The sequence below is a fragment of the Ihuprevotella massiliensis genome (assembly GCA_900095835.1).
Taxonomy (GTDB): domain Bacteria; phylum Bacteroidota; class Bacteroidia; order Bacteroidales; family Bacteroidaceae; genus Alloprevotella; species Alloprevotella massiliensis.
This window is the reverse complement of sequence record LT608321.1, coordinates 366,252-382,486: the sequence shown is the minus strand read 5'-3', so window position 1 is coordinate 382,486 and position 16,235 is coordinate 366,252. Positions and strand designations below refer to the sequence as shown.

Sequence of the window (16,235 nt, the reverse complement as noted above, 5' to 3'; positions counted from 1 at the left end):
TTTTTAAGATAGAATGCCTATGTCATTATTGGGCACGACTTGGCAGACGAAGTTGATGTCGCAGGCGTTCTATTTTTCCACGTAGACTTGCATCCATACGATTGTCATCATATTGAAGGATGAAGCCGGCGCGGAGACTTGGATCTATGCGAACGTCAAGATTTACAACTCCTGCTGTACGTTTGGCAACGATATTGCGAAGACGTTCCTCTGTTGCTTCCGTTATAGGCTGAGCAACGATTACTTCTGCGCGGGTGATTTGTTTTGCCTGTTCGTATTGGTGTACAAAAGACGTTGCGATAAAAGGCATTATTTCTGTGCGCTTCTTCTCGACAACTAGTTGTAGAAATCGACGTGTTGACGTTGATGCTTCTTTGCATTCTGGAGAAAGTGAAGCTGCGGTAAGCAACTTTACTTTCTTTTCATTACTGAAGACTGGATTAAGAAGGGTAGCTGTCAAGGTGTTTACCTGTTGAAAGCTCCTATGTAACTGAAGCATTTCTTGATATACCCAAGCTTCCTCTTTATTATCTTCTGCAAATCGAAGCAGAGCTTTAGCATAACGTGAGGCAACGATTCCTGTATTCATCGTTTTAATACTAGGTTGTGAGTGTTTTAACTGGTCACTCTATTTACTTACGCTCTACATCATCAAGGATGTCGTTGATGTAGGAGGTCTGTGCCTCGCTCTTTTCAAGTTCGCGACCCACGAGTTTCTCCGCCACTTGCATGGAGAGGTCTGCTACTTGGGCACGAATGTCGAGCAGAGCATTGGCTTTCTCAACCTGAATCTGTTTTTTGGCTTCTGCAAGGAGTTTTGCTCCTTCTTCTGCAGCCTGTGACTTTGCTTCCGCGACAATGGCATTGCGAGTTTCAGCTGCTTCTTTTAGAATTTCAGCTTGCTTCTCTCGTGCTTCTCGCAGCACTTTCTCACTTTCTGCTTGGATTCCAGCTAGTTTTTCGTTTGCTGCTCTAGCATTCTGCAGACTTTCGTCGATAAAGTTCTTGCGTGCTTCTACAGCATTTGTGATAGCAGGAAATCCAAACTTAGCGAGGAGGAGAAAGAGAGCCACGAAAGCTACCAACATCCAAAAGAGAAGTCCAAAATCAGGGGTGAGGATGGAGGGTAAGTTCAATGACTCCATACTTATTTGTCTTTGGATGAAATGAGAATTCTATTTATTTGATGAGGAATGCGCAAGCTGCAACAGCGAAGAGAGCAACACCTTCTACAAGAGCTGCAACAATGATCATGTTGGTCATAATCTTGCTTGCTGCTTCTGGTTGACGTGCAATAGCTTCCATGGCAGAGCTACCAATCTTACCAATGCCAAGACCAGCACCGATAGTTGCGAGACCAGCACCAAGTGCCATACCGAGTTGAGCAAAACCTGTGGTTGCTTCGAGAAGTGATAACATCATAGTTGTAAATGTTTTGTGAGTTATACTATTTGAGTTTGTTACTTTAGGAAAATCTCTTTGTAAATCTAGTGTAATGCTTATACCATTAGCAGCAACTACAAAGGAATTATGTCTTTTACTTCTTAGTCTTCGTGGTGTTCTGGCAGAGATAAGCCAATAAAGACAGAAGAGAGTAGTGTGAAAACGTAGGCTTGAAGGAAAGCCACCAAGAGTTCAAGACAGTTCAAGAAAATCATGAGCAATGAACTAAACACAGTGAAGATAGACCCCATGGTAGTGCTAATTTGCCATGTCATGAAAATCACGAAGGTAAAGGAGAGGATGATAGCGTGTCCTGCCATCATGTTGGCAAAAAGACGAATCATCAGAGCAAAGGGCTTAGTAAAGATACCAAAAATCTCAATTACCGGCATCACTGGTGGAATCTTAAGCCACAAAGGAACGTTTGGCCAAAGGATTTCTTTCCAATACTCTTTGTTACCAAAGAGGTTTACCATCAGCATTGTGCCTACAGCTAAGAACAATGTAATGTTGATATTGCCAGTTACGTTGGCTCCACCAGGGAATATTGGGATAAGCCCTAGAAGATTGTTCGTAAAAATGAAGAAAAACACGGTGAGGAGATATGGAGCATATCGGCGATAATGCTTTTCTCCAATGGAGCTTTTTATCACATCATCGTGAATCGCCATCACCAACATCTCCATCATACCAACAAAACCTTTGGGCGCCTCTTGGCGTACGCCGTCATTTCTCTTATACCATCTTGCACACGTCAAGAAAATAGCCAAAAGAATAAAAACAACGAGCCAAATCTCAATCACGTTTTTCGTGATAGAAATATCCCATGGTTTAACAATCTCACCATTGGGAAGGCGTTCATATATCTTGTTGTGGTGCTGAGGAGAGAAGAAAAATCCTTGATAATCTTTCCCTTCTTTTGCAGCTTCTTTTATGCGTTCACTACTAAAGACATGCCAACCAGATGTTTCGCCCTTTACTATCACAGGGAGAGGAATCGAAATATGGTTGTTGCCCCAGGTTGTGATGTGCCACTCATAAGAGTCAGCTAGGTGCTCTAGGACAAACTCCGATACATTGATTTCGCCTTTATGTTCTTCTGTAGAGGCAAAAGCTGTTTTGGGTAGAAATAGCCCAAATGCCAGCGCGAAGAAGAGCAATAAGTTATATTTAATGCGATGTGTCATGAGTCGAATCTATTTGTGTACTCAATTTTGTACGATGCCAAGCAGAAAAAACTAAAGTCAGTATATAAAACGCTGCAAAGTTGATGAAGATTAGCACGAAGTTAAAGCTATCATTCCGCTTGCATATAAAAAGAATCACAATCGTTAGTATCATGCGCAGTAGGGAAAAAACTAGATTAACTCCAATGAAATAGGAGGAATCCCTGTTTTTCAGCGCGTTTGCTATGGACACCTCCAGCAATGTGAAGGCAAAATATACTACAGAAGCCAGAATTATTGAACGGGCAATCTCAAAGTTTGAGACATTCATTGTCCAAAGCTCAATAAAAAATAGAATGACCCCGAAGATAACCTGCGCCAATGCTAATAAACATCCGAAACGAAGAATTCTAATCATAGACTATTGTCTACTTCTACGCACAGAGTAACCTCATTATCTTTAACCTCTACAAATCCACTAATAATGTGAATTTCAAAAGGCTCGTTTCCACGGCATATTATTGTACCTGCGGTAAGAGAAGAAATCAGAGGAGCGTGGTTGCGAAGTATTTCAAATTGTCCCTTTTCACCAGGCACAATCAGTGCTTCAACGTTTGCATGATAGAGCGTACGTTCTGGAGAAATCACAACAGCTTGAAGTTCGTTAGACTGTGCCATATTGGTTAGGATTTAGCTTGAGAGAGCAAACGTTCTCCCTTTTCAATCGCGTCGTCGATTGTACCCACGTTAAGGAATGCCTGTTCGGGTAGGTGGTCTACTTCTCCATCAAGAATCATGTTGAAACCACGGATGACCTCATCGATGGGTACCATAACCCCCTTCACACCAGTAAACTTTTCTGCAACTGTAAACGGCTGAGAAAGGAAGCGTTGTACACGGCGAGCGCGATTAACTGTCTGGCGATCTTCATCAGAAAGTTCATCCATACCCAAGATGGCAATGATGTCTTGGAGTTCTTTGTACTTCTGAAGAATTTGCTTTACACGTTGTGCACAATCATAGTGTGCTTGACCAATAACATTGGGGTCAAGGATACGTGACGTAGAGTCTAGAGGATCCACAGCTGGATAAATACCCAATTCTGTAATCTTACGAGAAAGTACTGTCGTAGCATCCAAGTGGGTGAAAGTAGTTGCAGGAGCAGGGTCAGTCAAGTCGTCCGCAGGTACATACACCGCTTGGATAGAAGTAATAGATCCATTCTTGGTAGAGGTAATGCGTTCTTGCATGGCACCCATCTCAGATGCAAGGGTAGGCTGGTAACCTACAGCAGAAGGCATACGTCCGAGAAGAGCCGAAACCTCAGAACCAGCTTGAGTGAAACGGAAAATATTGTCGATAAAGAAAAGAATATCAGTTGCTTTTCCGCTTTCTGCTCCACTATCTCTAAAAGATTCTGCAATGGAAAGACCAGAAAGTGCAACAGAGGCACGAGCACCGGGAGGTTCATTCATCTGACCATACACCAAGGTCGCCTGACTCTTGGCTACTTCATTGTAATCTACTTTTGAAAGATCCCACTCACCACGTTCCATGGCTTCGGTAAATGCTTCACCGTATTTGACAACGCCTGATTCAATCATTTCGCGTAGCAAGTCATTACCTTCGCGAGTACGTTCACCTACACCTGCAAATACAGAGAAACCGTCATGGCCTTTAGCGATATTGTTAATCAGCTCCATGATAAGCACGGTTTTTCCCACACCAGCACCACCAAAAAGACCAATCTTACCACCTTTCATGTAAGGTTCGAGCAAGTCAATTACTTTAATACCTGTGTAGAGTACTTCACGGCTTGTCTTGAGGTCTTCAAACTTGGGCGCTTCGCGGTGAATGGGGTAGGCTGTCTCTGGAGTTTTGCTCACTTGATTCAGACCGTCAATGGTCTCGCCGATTACATTCAGCATACGTCCTTTAACTTGGTTGCCGATAGGCATTGAGATAGGCATACCTGTTTGACGAACTTCCAAGCCACGTGCTAATCCGTCTGTATTGTCCATAGCGACTGTGCGCACGGTATCTTCACCAATGTGCTGTTGCACTTCGATGACAAGTGTGCGGCCATCAGGGTGTGTAACCTCCAAGGCATCGTGGATTTTGGGCAACACTTCTGCTGCATTCTTTTCATCCGTAGGGAAATAAACGTCGACTACAGGGCCGATGATTTGAGAGATATATCCAATATGAGTGCTCATATCCGTGAATGTCTTTATTAAATGCTCAGTTCGTTGAGAACTTTAATTAGTTGTGGATCCATGTTTTTACGCTTCTGTACCGCTTCGATGAAGGGAACATAAACGATTTGGTGGTTGCGAATACCCACCATTACATTGCGTTGACCTTGCACAAGGGCGTTAATTGCACCTACACCCACGCGCGAGGCTAAAACGCGATCGAGAGCGGAGGGTCTTCCACCGCGTTGCAAGTGTCCTAAGATAGACACGCGAACGTCAAATTCTGGGTATTCTTTATTTACGCGATCTGCATAGTGCAGTGCACCACATTTGGGGCTTTCACTAACGATAACTATACAACTCCTTTTAGATTTACGGATACCACGTTCCATGAATTCAATGAGCTGGTCTGCTCCAGTTGTGTCTTCTGGAATAATAGCTACTTCTGCACCTGCTGCAATAGCAGAGTTTTGAGCAAGAAACCCTGCATCACGTCCCATAACTTCGACAAAGAAGATGCGTTCGTGTGAGTTTGCTGTATCACGAATCTTGTCTACGCAGTCCATAATCGTGTTGAGCGTAGTGTCATAACCAATCGTGTTGTCGGTGCCATATAGGTCGTTGTCAATGGTTCCAGGCAAGCCAATGCAAGGGAAGTCATATTCTTCTGCCAAAAGCATAGCCCCAGTAAGTGAACCATTACCGCCAATTACGATGAGTGCGTCAATGCCCTCTTTAATAAGTGTGTCATAGGCGCGCTTACGACCTTCGGGAGTACGAAATTCTGCTGCGCGAGCTGTGCGGAGTATTGTACCACCTGTTTGAATGATACCTGAAACGTCTTCTGTCGTAAAGGTTTTTATTTCACCTTTCATCAGACCTTCATAGCCACGATAGATTGCTTTTACTTTGAATCCATTGCAAATAGCACTTCTTGTGACCGCACGAATTGCTGCATTCATACCAGGAGCGTCACCTCCAGATGTCAACACACCGATGCATCTAATTTTAGCCATATATAGAGGGAATAATATAAACAAGTTCGTTCTGAGCGGCAAACGGGGCTCGAACCCGCGACCCTGGGCTTGGGAAGCCCATGCTCTACCAGCTGAGCTACTGCCGCGTTTTTTATTCTTTCAGATGCGAATTTACTCTTTTCTCTGAGAAAAAAAAAATCTAAAGGTATTTTTTTGTCTCGTTTGTGCTAAAATAAAGAATATACTATGTTATATTGGGTAGATTGTGAAGTCGAAAAGCCTATATAACACTTTTCTTTATTCTAGAAGTACTTAGACAGCTATTGGAAAGCGATAAACTCCCTGACTAACTACTAGAGATGATGTTGTATAATTCCTCCGGAGAATTCGCATAAAAGTCTGATTTTAAAAGTTTCAAGTCGTGTTCGTCACGAAATCCCCAAGTGACAAGTACACATTTCACGCTTGCTGCACGTGCTGTTTCATAGTCTACTTCGCTATCACCGATATACAATGTTGTATCCGGTTGTGCACCGAGAGCTTCTATAGCAAAAAGTACACTATCTGGAGCTGGTTTTCTCTTTACATTAGGTTTTTCACCAACTGCGATATCCATGTAATCAGCGAAAAATTGAGTGTTTAGTTGTTGTACAGCTGCATCTACTTTGTTGCTGATAATCGCCATCTTAAATGATTCCTTTTTGAGCTTCTCAAGAAGTGGCATTATTCCTACATATGGGGTAGTATAATCTAATCCATGTTTCAAATAGTAAGTTTTGAAACTCTGAAAAACCTTGTCAAGCACTTCTACAGAGGTGTTGAATGGTACGGATTTTTCGATTAGATTGCGGATGCCATTACCCAAGAATGCACGAATTTCTTGAACGGTTCTTTCGGGCAACTCGTGCGCCTTTAGCGCAAAGTTTACGCTATTAGACAAGTCGGTCAATGTATTTAACAATGTGCCATCGAGGTCAAAAAGAACAGTTCGAATCATAGGGTGAAGGTATTGGAAGTATAAGACTTATATTCCAGCAAAACGATATAGCTTTTAAGCTTATTGTACTACAGTTATAACAATAAAGGGACTGTTACACACTATGTAATAAAGCAGTGCGTAGGCCTGCAATGCTGTTGGGGAAGGTTAAACCAAAGCGCTCCAATTTAGCAAGGGAAATGCTAAGGCTTCTGTGTGGGGCATCTGAGGGTTGTACCAAATCGTGTGGTTCCATCTCTATGAACCCTGTGGTCATTAAGAATTGCGCTGCTGCACGATAAGTGTCAAAGGTTGAGACTTCGTTTGTGGCTCCAAAGTTATAGACGCCACCAGGCAGACCAATCGTTCCTTCAATTCTACGTACCACTTCCCATACGTGAGTGATTCCACGTGTTTCTTGAGTAGATACATAAAGAGGCTGTTGCTCTTCTGCTGCTTTCATCAGGCGAACAAGTATTCCCTGATTTTGGCGAAGAGGCGAAGCAGGAATGTCATACATCCAAGTAAGGCGGAGGGCCACCGCATTGGGTAGAAGAGAGAGCATCGCTGTTTCTGCTTCCAATTTATGTTTTCCATAAACTCCTGCCGGTGAAAGTGCTAAAGTTTCGTTAAAAGGCTCCTCTCCGAGCTGTCCAGTGTACACTTGGTCAGAACTTGCAAAAATCATTTTCGCACCTACAGCAGCCGCTGCGCGTGACACATTGATGGTGCCTTCAACGTTGACGATTTTACTGTCATCAGGGTTTTGTTGACAGTATCCAGGGTCTGAAAGTGCTGCCAAATGGATAATCGCTTTAGGGAGGTGGTCCATTACGACAGAATATACAGCGTCAATGTCTGTGATGTCCAAATCCTTGCTGCTCAAAGCTACGACTTGGTGTGACATCCCTAAGAAGCGTGCAACTCGGCAACCAACGAATCCATTGGCACCTGTGATGAGTATCTTCATTTTCTAAATGGTTACTAGTTGGGAAATGAAGGGTTAGTCTTCGATGGATACTTGAATTTTCAAATCTTGTACGGGACGATCTGCCATACCGGTGGTGACACTCTGTATCTTTCCTACCACATCAAGTCCTTGCGTTACTTCTCCAAATACAGTATACTGGCCGTCAAGGAAAGGGGTACCTCCGGTTTCTTCATACATTTGGTACATTTCTTTGGTAAACAGCGGTGCTTTTGCTTTCACTTCTTGTTGAGCTTGTTGGAGCAAACGCTCCTGCAATTCTGCCAGCCCCTCGCGGTCGCGGTTACGTCGCAAGTTCATAATTTCGTCTTTGTGGGAAGCGGCTAAAGCATTAAACCTTTGTTGCTCCATCTGTTGGAGCATTTGCTTCTCTAATTGTTTCAGCTTCGACTTATTATAGCTTTGTCCCCAAACAATATAAAATTGGCTTCCGCTAGATTCTCGATTAGGGTTCATTTCATCTCCCATTCGCGCGGCTGCCAATGCACCTCGTTTGTGATACAAGCCAGCAACAATCTCAGCAGGTAAGGTATAGCCTGAATCACCAGTGCCGAGCATTTGTTTTGGTGTAGCTTCTCTGCTATCTGGATCTCCGCCTTGAATCATAAAGTTCTCTATGACGCGGTGAAATAGAGTACCATTATAAAAGCCCTCTTGCGCCAATTTTAGAAAATTATCACGGTGAATTGGCGTTTCATCATAGAGACGCACTTTAATATCTCCAAAGGGAGTGTTGATGTTTATTGTTGCCATATTGGAGTATCTAGTTATTTCTGCAAATATAAGCATTTGTCTTCAATTTAGCAAATGTGTGGCGGTGCAAACCTATGCAATGTTTGGGTATTATTTTGCTGTTGTAAAAAACAATCGTGTTGTCCTTAGGAACAAGCGTATAGACTTTCCTAATTCCTCATAATAAATCTCTGGATGTAGCTTTGTAAATCTTAATTATTGTATGTGTGTGGCGAAATATAATGACAAAAATAATTTTGAAACTAGACCTCGAATATTGTGATAAAGGCGTTAGAAACTAGTGTGTCGATGATTGTTGTAAAGGAAAAGGAGATTGAAATAAGCTTTCTTTTGCGATAGTTGGCAAAGTGTTGCGATGGATTGGGAAAGAATCTCCTTTTATTTGACGAAAAGAATGGAGGGATATGGTTAAAACGTGGGAGACAAAAGTAATTTCGTGGGAGATTTTCGAGAAAAGATCGGAGAAAATCTGTGAAACACTCGTTCCGGTCGGTGTGACAGTCTTTCGAAGATTCATTTATTGAGGGCCACAGTAAGGTTTGTCTGCGTATAATGCAATGTGAGAAGCTAAATATAAATTGTGGATTCACAAAGATTAGCGAAGTCTTTAGTTTTGCCGTTGTTCTATTTCATGAGATGTTGTATCTTTGGTCAACGTAAACCCTACTACACTTCATATGCGCTTTAATATCACTCCACAGTTTTCGATAGAAACAGACCTCTTACGTCTGACCTTAGAGTTACAACCACAAAAAGAGGTGGCGCAAGTGAAATCTAAAAAGGGGGACGTGACTCTTTTGTTACCTAACAATTTTGATTTCTCTCAGCCAAGTAAACAAGAATGGCTCAATAAGGTCATCATAGAAATACTGAGAACTCAGTGTAAACAGCTTATTACTCCTATTATTCATGAACGAGCAGCTGCAGCAGGAGTCAGTATAAAACGCATCACTTACAAAGATGTTAGTAGCAGATGGGGGTCCTGTTCATCACTTGGAAACGTCAATTTTAATGTTTGGTTGTTGCTATCTCCACGAGAACTAGTAGATTATGTGGTATGCCATGAATTGGCGCATTTGATAGAATTGAACCATAGCCCCAGATTTTGGGCAGAAGTGGACAATATCTTAGGGGGAGCAAAAGGTATATCAAAGGTCTTGGACAAAAAGATGAATACCTTTGCACGCAATTTGCGTTCATTGGGACGTACTAGGTAGCGCGTTCCTATTACGTATATGATGTATTTGAATTTAGATATAGTGAGTCATATGAAAGATAATGATTGGAAAAATCGTTTAGGGGTGGTATTTAGCACTGCCGCAGACTATGTTTACCAAACGGATGCCGAAGAAGAAGTGAAAACTTTGGAGGCAAAAGAGCAAAAGCTGCGTGTACGCATAGAAAAAAACGGTCGCGGTGGGAAGACCGTGACCATTGTTAGTGGATTTATAGGTAGTGAAACCGACCTAAAAGAGTTAGGCAAATCCCTGAAGTCCAAATGTGGCGTAGGTGGCAGCGCGAAGGATGGTGAAGTGCTAGTACAAGGAGATTTCAAACAACGGGTTATTGAAATACTTCGTGCTATGGGATATACACAAACCAAGTGAAGCAGGGGAGAACTAAGAAGTTCATTTTCAGAATCTATGGTTTAACGGCACACATTGATACACCATTTGTTGAGAAGATGGAAAGCCACCATTAATGCCACTGGTTGAGTGAGTATTTTGCTTCAACACGACGTTCTAAGGCATCGTTGAGCTGTGGGAAGAAGTCCATGCCGGTCATTTGTTCGATTTCATCGACACTTTTAGCTGCGTCCGACATATTTTGTTTACCATCTCGATTGGTATAATAGAAGCCAATCGCCTTTTCTTCGCCCTTTTTGAGAGAAAGCACAACTTTGAAGAAGGCATTGGGCACGCGAATCTTCTGTTGCTTACCGATATGTAGCACTTTTCTTCCTGTATTATAGATAGGCCCACAGACAATGTAGATTTGACCTTCACGTTTGGCCCAACGTCGACAGGCGCTTTCTAGCTTTTCCCAGCCACCAGCATTAAGACTATGTAGCTGTGGACAGATGTTGCTCATGAAAAAACATTCTGATTGGGCAGCAGGACTCCACTTCATATCGGCAGAGGGGCACATGTGTCCTCTGTCATAGCCGCTGTGCTTGTAATCATCAGTGGTGACTTGATAACGAAGTGGAACAGCAGGGTCGGGGCGAAAATCATTAGAACGCTGAGCAGTGCCTTGGGTTTCTTGTGCAGTTAGTTCCCATGCTACCCAATTTGGGCACAGCGTTTCGCGATTGAAGGATAATCGATAGCCTGTGTGTACGATGATTTGCTCTGGGCAATTACGTAGTCTGACGGGTTGTTCGAGAGGAATGTGCTGCTTGTTAGGTGCAGAAGAAGGTGAAGGCAATGGGACCGACACCGCTGTAGCAGCACTGCTTGTTATAAGGAGAACAGAGAGGATAAAACTTTTCATCAAGATATGGATTATGCTTACCAAGTGCAAAGGTAAATCTTCCTTAGTTTTAAGCAAATATATATGCTCTAAATTTTGTGCTTTGCTGCAAAACGAGTACTTTTGTGCCCGATTATAGTTGGGGAGCATTTAGCGTTCTGAAAAAAGAGTGCTTGAGAATAGTTGCCCCTCGCTGATGAAACCTAATAACTCAATAGGAATTTATGTCTTTTTCTCTTCGTGGGCTTTGGAAAGAAGCCTCTCAGCCTGAGACACTTCGTGCTGTCCCCTTTATTCTTTTCGGGTGTTTAGTTACCGCATTAGGATTGGTTTACTTTATTAACCCTTATGGCATAGTGCCTGGTGGAGTTTTTGGTATTAGTATTGTGTTGCACGCCATCTTTCCCGCAGCACCAATTGGCACTATTGCCCTTTGTATTCAGATACCTTTGCTCATCATCTCACTTCTTGTGCTAGGAGGTAAGCTAGGGTTGCGCACTTTGGTAGCAGCAGTGACACTCCCAATAATGGTGAATATTCTAACGCAGTGGAGCTATCCTGTAGAGGCTTTGAAAACTCTCGACCCCACTAAACTGTTAGGTGGACACTTAGATTTAACTAATGATCTAATTATCAGCAGTCTTATTGGTGGTGTTCTGGTAGGAGTAGGTACAGGACTTGTTATCAAACAGAGTGCTTCGAGTGGTGGTAGTGACATCATTGCTATGATTATCCACAAATTTACTCGTGTGCGTTTCTCTTATGCCTTGATGACAGTGGATGGTCTCATCGTACTTTCGGGACTTTTAGTCATTGGTATGGGATATGGACTCAATATCGGTAGTGCAGAAGCCAAGTCTTGGATGCTTTCTTTTTATTCGCTCATCACAATGTTTGCCATTACTCGGTCCATTGCTACAGTGGTAAGTGGTACCCAGGATACAAAGCTTGTGCATATCATCTGTGATTGTAAAGACAGAGAGGGACTGCGAGAGTGGATTCTTCATACACTAGACCGCACTGCTACATGGACTCCCTCAAAAGGACTTTATAGTGGTGGTGACAAAGACATTCTTCTTCTGGTAGTTCGTCAAAAAGAACTCCCAGCCATCACCGAAGGAATTAAGCTTCGTGCACCTAATTGTTTTGTCATCGTTACAGATGCTTACGATACATACGGTTTCCGTTGGAAGGAACTTCCAGATGCTGGCACGATGCGCCTTGAATAGTGCTTCTCAATTAAAGGTAGCTCAAAGCTACTGAGTGTAATAATATATAAACGATTCCTCCATTTGCTGCTTTGCAAGTGGAGGAATCGTTTTTTTGATGAGTGTCTGTTGTAAGTTCTGGGTGATCTGAAGTCACCCCTTTGTCACTATTGCCTGCTGATTTTATCAATGTAGGTCGTCTTGCTTAGGAAATAGGCGAGGTAGATTGCAACCAACAAAGTTACCTAGAACAATAGCGGGGTAATAGAGGCTAATTTCTTGCCAATGCTTTCCCCAGAAATCCAGAGAACAGCTAGTTAGATAGAAAGCATCTGCCATGCAGTGAGGGAATCCGCATTTGATGAAGAGAGGCACACCAAAGAGTAGTGGTAGAAATTTACCACGATATGCAAATGTTACAGATACAGTCATGATGATGCCACATCCTATCGCTAGCAATCCACTATTCAAAGCTCCATTAGCAAGTCGCTCTCCGATTACAACTTCTGCTGTTGGAGAGAGGGGGTGAGCTGCAGCTCGAGAGAGTAGGGCAACAAGTCCACATCCTATGATGTTACAAACAAGAATTAGGGCTAGTTGAGGAAACTCATTGCGATGGATAAAGCCAGCCACGCTTGTAAAGAGCTTTAGACGATAGCTCACAATAGTGAGAAGGCCAAAGGCAAAAAGAACTGCACCAGCTAAATCGTGGAGGGTGAGATAGACATAGCCTGCTAGGCCGATAGCAACACCGGCAGCAATGGCAAGGCGAATAAGATCAAATGTTTTGGGCATCACTTGTAATAGTATGTTGTATGTTAAAGATTATGTGCTGCCTATGTTCAAACGGCAGCAAAATTACGAATTTTCTTTGGATTTGTAGTTATTGTGGTGATTGAAAATACAGCCAAATGTATAGAAAGTGTCGTATTATTTCCACAAAATTGCGGATGATAGTGTTGATTTCACTACCATCCGCAAAGGATATTGTAGAATTTATTGCTGTGACTGTTGAACTATCAACCAATAATGTTTGTAAGCAACTTATGGACTATGCGTTATTGGTATAATGATAGAGAAACAGTAACGGCAATTCTCAAATTATACGACACCTTGTGCCATCATAGCTTTTGCAACTTTCATGAAGCCTGCGACATTAGCTCCTTTGACGTAGTTGACATAACCATTTTCATCGGTACCGTATTTGACGCATTGTTGGTGAATACCGTGCATAATTTGGTGTAAACGAGCATCAACATCTGCTTCACTCCAGGAGAGGTGCATAGCGTTTTGGCTCATTTCCAGACCAGATGTTGCTACACCACCGGCATTAACTGCCTTACCAGGAGCAAACAGCATCTTCTTCTCAATGAAGAGGTCGATTGCTTCTGGAGTGCATCCCATATTAGAGATTTCACCTACACAGAGCACGCCATTGTCTACAAGGTGTTGTGCATCTTCACCGTTAAGCTCGTTTTGAGTTGCACAAGGTAGAGCGATATCTACTTTGACTTCCCATGGACGCTTTCCAGGAATAAACTTAGCCGTGGGGAACTCTTCTGCATAGGGTTCTACGATATCATTGCCTGATGAGCGAAGTTCGAGCATATAGTCGATTTTTTCTCCACTAATTCCTTCTGGATCATAAATATATCCATCAGGTCCGCTAATGGTCACGACTTTAGCACCGAGTTGAGTGGCTTTAGTTGCTGCCCCCCAAGCGACATTGCCAAATCCAGAGATGGCGACGGTCTTTCCTTTGAGCTCGTATCCTGCACGTTGTAGCATTTCATTTACAAAATACAGCCCTCCGAAACCTGTAGCTTCAGGACGAATGAGGCTTCCACCGAACTCAAGGTTCTTACCGGTGAGTACACCAGAGAAGTCGCGTGTAAGCTTTTTGTATTGACCAAAGAGATAGCCGATTTCACGACCACCAACGCCAATGTCACCAGCAGGAACGTCTACTTCAGGACCAATGTAACGATACAGTTCGTTCATGAAAGATTGGCAGAAACGCATGATTTCTGCATCGCTCTTTCCGCGTGGTGAGAAGTCAGAACCTCCCTTGCCACCACCCATGGGAAGAGTGGTTAGAGCGTTCTTGAAAGTTTGCTCAAATCCCAAGAATTTGAGGATGCTGAGATTGACCGATGCGTGGAATCGCAACCCACCTTTGTAGGGACCAATGGCGGAATTAAATTGTACGCGGTAGCCAATGTTGACTTGAACCTTACCACGATCGTCTACCCAGGGTACACGAAATGTGATGATACGTTCGGGTTCTACCAAACGCTCCAATAAGGAGGCACGTTCCCATTCTGGATGTTGGTCGTAAATGTCACCAATGCTAAGCAATACTTCGCGAACAGCTTGCAAGTATTCTTGCTCACCAGGGTGGCGAGCCTCAAGCTGCTGCATAAATAGGTCAATGTTCATGGCTTTAAGTATTAAGAGTCTTGCCGATACGTGGCGGGTGTCGCCACTCCTCGGACTTAGGGTTATAGTCGATGCTGATTATCGAATCATGTCACATCCCATGTAAGGTTGGAGAGCCTTGGGGATGCGAATGCCGTCTTCTGTTTGGAAGTTTTCGAGCAACGCTGCTACAATGCGTGGCAATGCTAATGCAGAACCATTAAGTGTGTGGCAAAGTTCAATTTTCTTATCTTCTGCTCGGCGATAACGACACTTCAAGCGATTAGCTTGGTAACTATCGAAATTAGAAACCGAAGAAACTTCCAACCAACGACCTTGCGCTTCTGAATAAACTTCGAAGTCGTAGCAGAGGGCGGCTGTAAAGCTCATGTCTCCACCACAAAGACGGAGGATACGATAGGGGAGTTCTAGCTTTTGGAGCAAACCTTCAACATGAGCTAGCATTTCGTCATGGCTTTGTTGAGAATGTTCTGGACGATCAATGCGTACAATCTCGATTTTTGAGAATTCATGCAAACGGTTCAAACCACGAACGTCCTTACCGTAGCTACCTGCTTCACGACGGAAGCATTGGGTGTATGCGCAATTCTTGATTGGAAGTTCGCGCTCCTCAATGATTACGTCACGATAGATGTTTGTAACGGGTACTTCTGCTGTTGGGATAAGATAAAGGTCATCAAGCGTACAGTGATACATCTGGCCTTCTTTGTCAGGCAATTGACCTGTGCCATATCCTGAAGCAGCATTTACCACTGTTGGGGGCATGATTTCAGTGTATCCTGCCTCTCGAGCTTCGTCTAAGAAGAAGTTGATGAGTGCACGTTGGAGACGAGCTCCCAAACCTTTATAGACGGGGAAACCAGCACCTGTAATCTTTACACCAAGGTCGAAGTCGATAAGATCATACTTCTTAGCGAGTTCCCAGTGGGGGAGTGGGTTTTCGGGTAATTCAGTGCTGTTTCCTCCTGTTTTCACTACTTCATTTTCTTCTGCAGTTCGACCTTCTGGAACGATGTCGTAGGGAAGATTGGGAATTGTATAGAGGACATTGGTGCGTTCTTCTTCAGCCTCTTTTTTGGCGTCTTCAAGTTCAGCACTACGTTGCTTGAGTTCTGCAACTCTGGCTTTTGCAGCTTCGGCTTCTTCGATATTTCCTGCCTTCATCAAGGCACCGATGCTTTTAGCGAGTGTCTTTTGTTCTGCAAGAGCGGCATCAAGTTCACCTTGTGCAGTCTTGCGTTTATTGTCAGCAGCGAGGACAGCATCAATAGCTGCACGCGCGTTAGAAAAGTTCTTTTTTTCTAAGCCGCTGATCACGGCTTCTTTATCGTCAGTGATTTGTTTAATCGTCAGCATATTTGCGATAGAGAATTTTATTATAGGGCAAATTTACAAACTATTTTTGGAACAGCGCATAGCTGTACGAGAAAGTTTTAGCTTATTTTCCGAATAATCGTAGCTTTTATAGGAGCTGTTATTGAGGAGTTACGAGCGATTGGACTGATTCTGCGTATTAACCAGCAATGTATGCAAGCTTTTTGTCAAAATACTTGTCGTTTTGCTCTTTTCTTGCGCTGCATATTGATATTATCCACTCTATAAAAAAATCGTTTTTTCT

At 43.1% G+C, this 16,235-nt stretch carries 17 protein-coding genes and 1 tRNA gene; 3 read left to right on the top strand and 15 right to left on the bottom strand.

Annotated features, from left to right (window positions below; all coding sequences use genetic code 11):
- Positions 1-25: 25 nt before the first annotated feature.
- From BQ2633_RS01745 to BQ2633_RS01690, 11 genes are all read right to left on the bottom strand, one after another.
- The gene (locus BQ2633_RS01745; protein WP_075564745.1) at positions 26-589 is read right to left on the bottom strand and encodes a F0F1 ATP synthase subunit delta; all 564 of its coding nucleotides are present in this window, start codon (positions 587-589) and stop codon (positions 26-28) included.
- Between the two features lie 43 nt (positions 590-632).
- A complete protein-coding gene (gene atpF, locus BQ2633_RS01740; RefSeq protein ID WP_075564744.1) occupies positions 633-1,145 on the bottom strand; it encodes a F0F1 ATP synthase subunit B in 513 nt (170 codons plus the stop codon).
- A gap of 34 nt (positions 1,146-1,179) precedes the next feature.
- Positions 1,180-1,422: an ATP synthase F0 subunit C gene (gene atpE / locus BQ2633_RS01735; RefSeq protein WP_009752057.1), complete on the bottom strand. Its 243-nt coding sequence runs from the start codon at positions 1,420-1,422 to the stop codon at positions 1,180-1,182.
- Positions 1,423-1,544: 122 nt separating this feature from the next.
- Positions 1,545-2,630 carry a F0F1 ATP synthase subunit A gene (gene atpB / locus BQ2633_RS01730; RefSeq protein ID WP_075564743.1) on the bottom strand — a complete coding sequence of 362 codons (1,086 nt, stop codon included), beginning with the start codon at positions 2,628-2,630 and terminating at the stop codon, positions 1,545-1,547.
- Between the two features lie 393 nt (positions 2,631-3,023).
- Positions 3,024-3,287: a hypothetical protein gene (locus BQ2633_RS01720; RefSeq protein ID WP_075564741.1), complete on the bottom strand. Its 264-nt coding sequence runs from the start codon at positions 3,285-3,287 to the stop codon at positions 3,024-3,026.
- Positions 3,288-3,292: 5 nt separating this feature from the next.
- Entirely contained in the window at positions 3,293-4,825 is a 1,533-nt protein-coding gene (atpD, locus tag BQ2633_RS01715) for a F0F1 ATP synthase subunit beta (RefSeq protein WP_075564740.1), read from the bottom strand.
- A gap of 17 nt (positions 4,826-4,842) precedes the next feature.
- The gene (pfkA, locus tag BQ2633_RS01710) at positions 4,843-5,820 is read right to left on the bottom strand and encodes a 6-phosphofructokinase (RefSeq protein WP_075564739.1); all 978 of its coding nucleotides are present in this window, start codon (positions 5,818-5,820) and stop codon (positions 4,843-4,845) included.
- A 34-nt stretch (positions 5,821-5,854) separates the two neighbouring features.
- Positions 5,855-5,927 (bottom strand) — tRNA-Gly (locus tag BQ2633_RS01705).
- Positions 5,928-6,127: 200 nt separating this feature from the next.
- A complete protein-coding gene (locus BQ2633_RS01700; RefSeq protein ID WP_075564738.1) occupies positions 6,128-6,778 on the bottom strand; it encodes an HAD family hydrolase in 651 nt (216 codons plus the stop codon).
- Between the two features lie 94 nt (positions 6,779-6,872).
- Positions 6,873-7,727: an SDR family oxidoreductase gene (locus BQ2633_RS01695; protein WP_075564737.1), complete on the bottom strand. Its 855-nt coding sequence runs from the start codon at positions 7,725-7,727 to the stop codon at positions 6,873-6,875.
- Positions 7,728-7,760: 33 nt separating this feature from the next.
- The gene (locus tag BQ2633_RS01690) at positions 7,761-8,498 is read right to left on the bottom strand and encodes a peptidylprolyl isomerase (RefSeq protein ID WP_075567129.1); all 738 of its coding nucleotides are present in this window, start codon (positions 8,496-8,498) and stop codon (positions 7,761-7,763) included.
- 677 nt (positions 8,499-9,175) lie between these two features.
- Here BQ2633_RS01690 and BQ2633_RS01685 point away from each other — a divergent pair.
- Together BQ2633_RS01685 and BQ2633_RS01680 are read left to right on the top strand one after the other, a co-directional pair.
- Positions 9,176-9,715 carry a M48 family metallopeptidase gene (locus BQ2633_RS01685; RefSeq protein ID WP_075564736.1) on the top strand — a complete coding sequence of 180 codons (540 nt, stop codon included), beginning with the start codon at positions 9,176-9,178 and terminating at the stop codon, positions 9,713-9,715.
- Between the two features lie 51 nt (positions 9,716-9,766).
- On the top strand, positions 9,767-10,105 hold the full coding sequence (locus BQ2633_RS01680) for a translation initiation factor (RefSeq protein WP_075564735.1): 339 nt from the start codon (positions 9,767-9,769) through the stop codon (positions 10,103-10,105).
- A gap of 91 nt (positions 10,106-10,196) precedes the next feature.
- Here BQ2633_RS01680 and BQ2633_RS01675 read toward each other — a convergent pair whose 3' ends face one another.
- Positions 10,197-10,991, bottom strand: a complete 795-nt coding sequence (locus BQ2633_RS01675) for a DNA/RNA non-specific endonuclease (RefSeq protein ID WP_075567128.1) — start codon at positions 10,989-10,991, stop codon at positions 10,197-10,199.
- A 203-nt stretch (positions 10,992-11,194) separates the two neighbouring features.
- On the opposite strand from BQ2633_RS01675, the gene BQ2633_RS01670 reads away from it, so the two are divergent.
- Entirely contained in the window at positions 11,195-12,199 is a 1,005-nt protein-coding gene (locus BQ2633_RS01670; protein ID WP_083233895.1) for a YitT family protein, read from the top strand.
- A 165-nt stretch (positions 12,200-12,364) separates the two neighbouring features.
- Here the strand turns inward: BQ2633_RS01670 and BQ2633_RS01665 are convergent, their stop codons facing one another.
- The 3 genes from BQ2633_RS01665 to serS form a co-directional block, all read right to left on the bottom strand.
- Positions 12,365-12,973: a formate/nitrite transporter family protein gene (locus BQ2633_RS01665; protein WP_075564734.1), complete on the bottom strand. Its 609-nt coding sequence runs from the start codon at positions 12,971-12,973 to the stop codon at positions 12,365-12,367.
- A 306-nt stretch (positions 12,974-13,279) separates the two neighbouring features.
- Complete coding sequence (gene gdhA / locus BQ2633_RS01660) at positions 13,280-14,617, bottom strand: NADP-specific glutamate dehydrogenase (RefSeq protein WP_075564733.1); 1,338 nt, start codon at positions 14,615-14,617, stop codon at positions 13,280-13,282.
- A gap of 78 nt (positions 14,618-14,695) precedes the next feature.
- Positions 14,696-15,973 (bottom strand): serine--tRNA ligase, encoded by a 1,278-nt coding sequence (serS, locus tag BQ2633_RS01655; protein WP_075564732.1) that lies wholly within the window; start codon positions 15,971-15,973, stop codon positions 14,696-14,698.
- Positions 15,974-16,235: the final 262 nt, after the last annotated feature.

What these genes read in the sequence shown, in the direction of transcription:
- pfkA (WP_075564739.1), bottom strand. Translation starts at nt 5,820, where the DNA reads ATGGCTAAAATTAGATGCATCGGTGTGTTGACATCTGGAGGTGACGCT.
- serS (WP_075564732.1), bottom strand. Translation starts at nt 15,973, where the DNA reads ATGCTGACGATTAAACAAATCACTGACGATAAAGAAGCCGTGATCAGC.
- BQ2633_RS01700 (WP_075564738.1), bottom strand. Translation starts at nt 6,778, where the DNA reads ATGATTCGAACTGTTCTTTTTGACCTCGATGGCACATTGTTAAATACA.
- BQ2633_RS01675 (WP_075567128.1), bottom strand. Translation starts at nt 10,991, where the DNA reads ATGAAAAGTTTTATCCTCTCTGTTCTCCTTATAACAAGCAGTGCTGCT.
- BQ2633_RS01680 (WP_075564735.1), top strand. Translation starts at nt 9,767, where the DNA reads ATGAAAGATAATGATTGGAAAAATCGTTTAGGGGTGGTATTTAGCACT.
- gdhA (WP_075564733.1), bottom strand. Translation starts at nt 14,617, where the DNA reads ATGAACATTGACCTATTTATGCAGCAGCTTGAGGCTCGCCACCCTGGT.
- atpE (WP_009752057.1), bottom strand. Translation starts at nt 1,422, where the DNA reads ATGATGTTATCACTTCTCGAAGCAACCACAGGTTTTGCTCAACTCGGT.
- BQ2633_RS01720 (WP_075564741.1), bottom strand. Translation starts at nt 3,287, where the DNA reads ATGGCACAGTCTAACGAACTTCAAGCTGTTGTGATTTCTCCAGAACGT.
- atpB (WP_075564743.1), bottom strand. Translation starts at nt 2,630, where the DNA reads ATGACACATCGCATTAAATATAACTTATTGCTCTTCTTCGCGCTGGCA.
- BQ2633_RS01695 (WP_075564737.1), bottom strand. Translation starts at nt 7,727, where the DNA reads ATGAAGATACTCATCACAGGTGCCAATGGATTCGTTGGTTGCCGAGTT.
- atpD (WP_075564740.1), bottom strand. Translation starts at nt 4,825, where the DNA reads ATGAGCACTCATATTGGATATATCTCTCAAATCATCGGCCCTGTAGTC.
- BQ2633_RS01685 (WP_075564736.1), top strand. Translation starts at nt 9,176, where the DNA reads ATGCGCTTTAATATCACTCCACAGTTTTCGATAGAAACAGACCTCTTA.
- BQ2633_RS01690 (WP_075567129.1), bottom strand. Translation starts at nt 8,498, where the DNA reads ATGGCAACAATAAACATCAACACTCCCTTTGGAGATATTAAAGTGCGT.
- BQ2633_RS01670 (WP_083233895.1), top strand. Translation starts at nt 11,195, where the DNA reads ATGTCTTTTTCTCTTCGTGGGCTTTGGAAAGAAGCCTCTCAGCCTGAG.
- atpF (WP_075564744.1), bottom strand. Translation starts at nt 1,145, where the DNA reads ATGGAGTCATTGAACTTACCCTCCATCCTCACCCCTGATTTTGGACTT.
- BQ2633_RS01745 (WP_075564745.1), bottom strand. Translation starts at nt 589, where the DNA reads ATGAATACAGGAATCGTTGCCTCACGTTATGCTAAAGCTCTGCTTCGA.
- BQ2633_RS01665 (WP_075564734.1), bottom strand. Translation starts at nt 12,973, where the DNA reads ATGCCCAAAACATTTGATCTTATTCGCCTTGCCATTGCTGCCGGTGTT.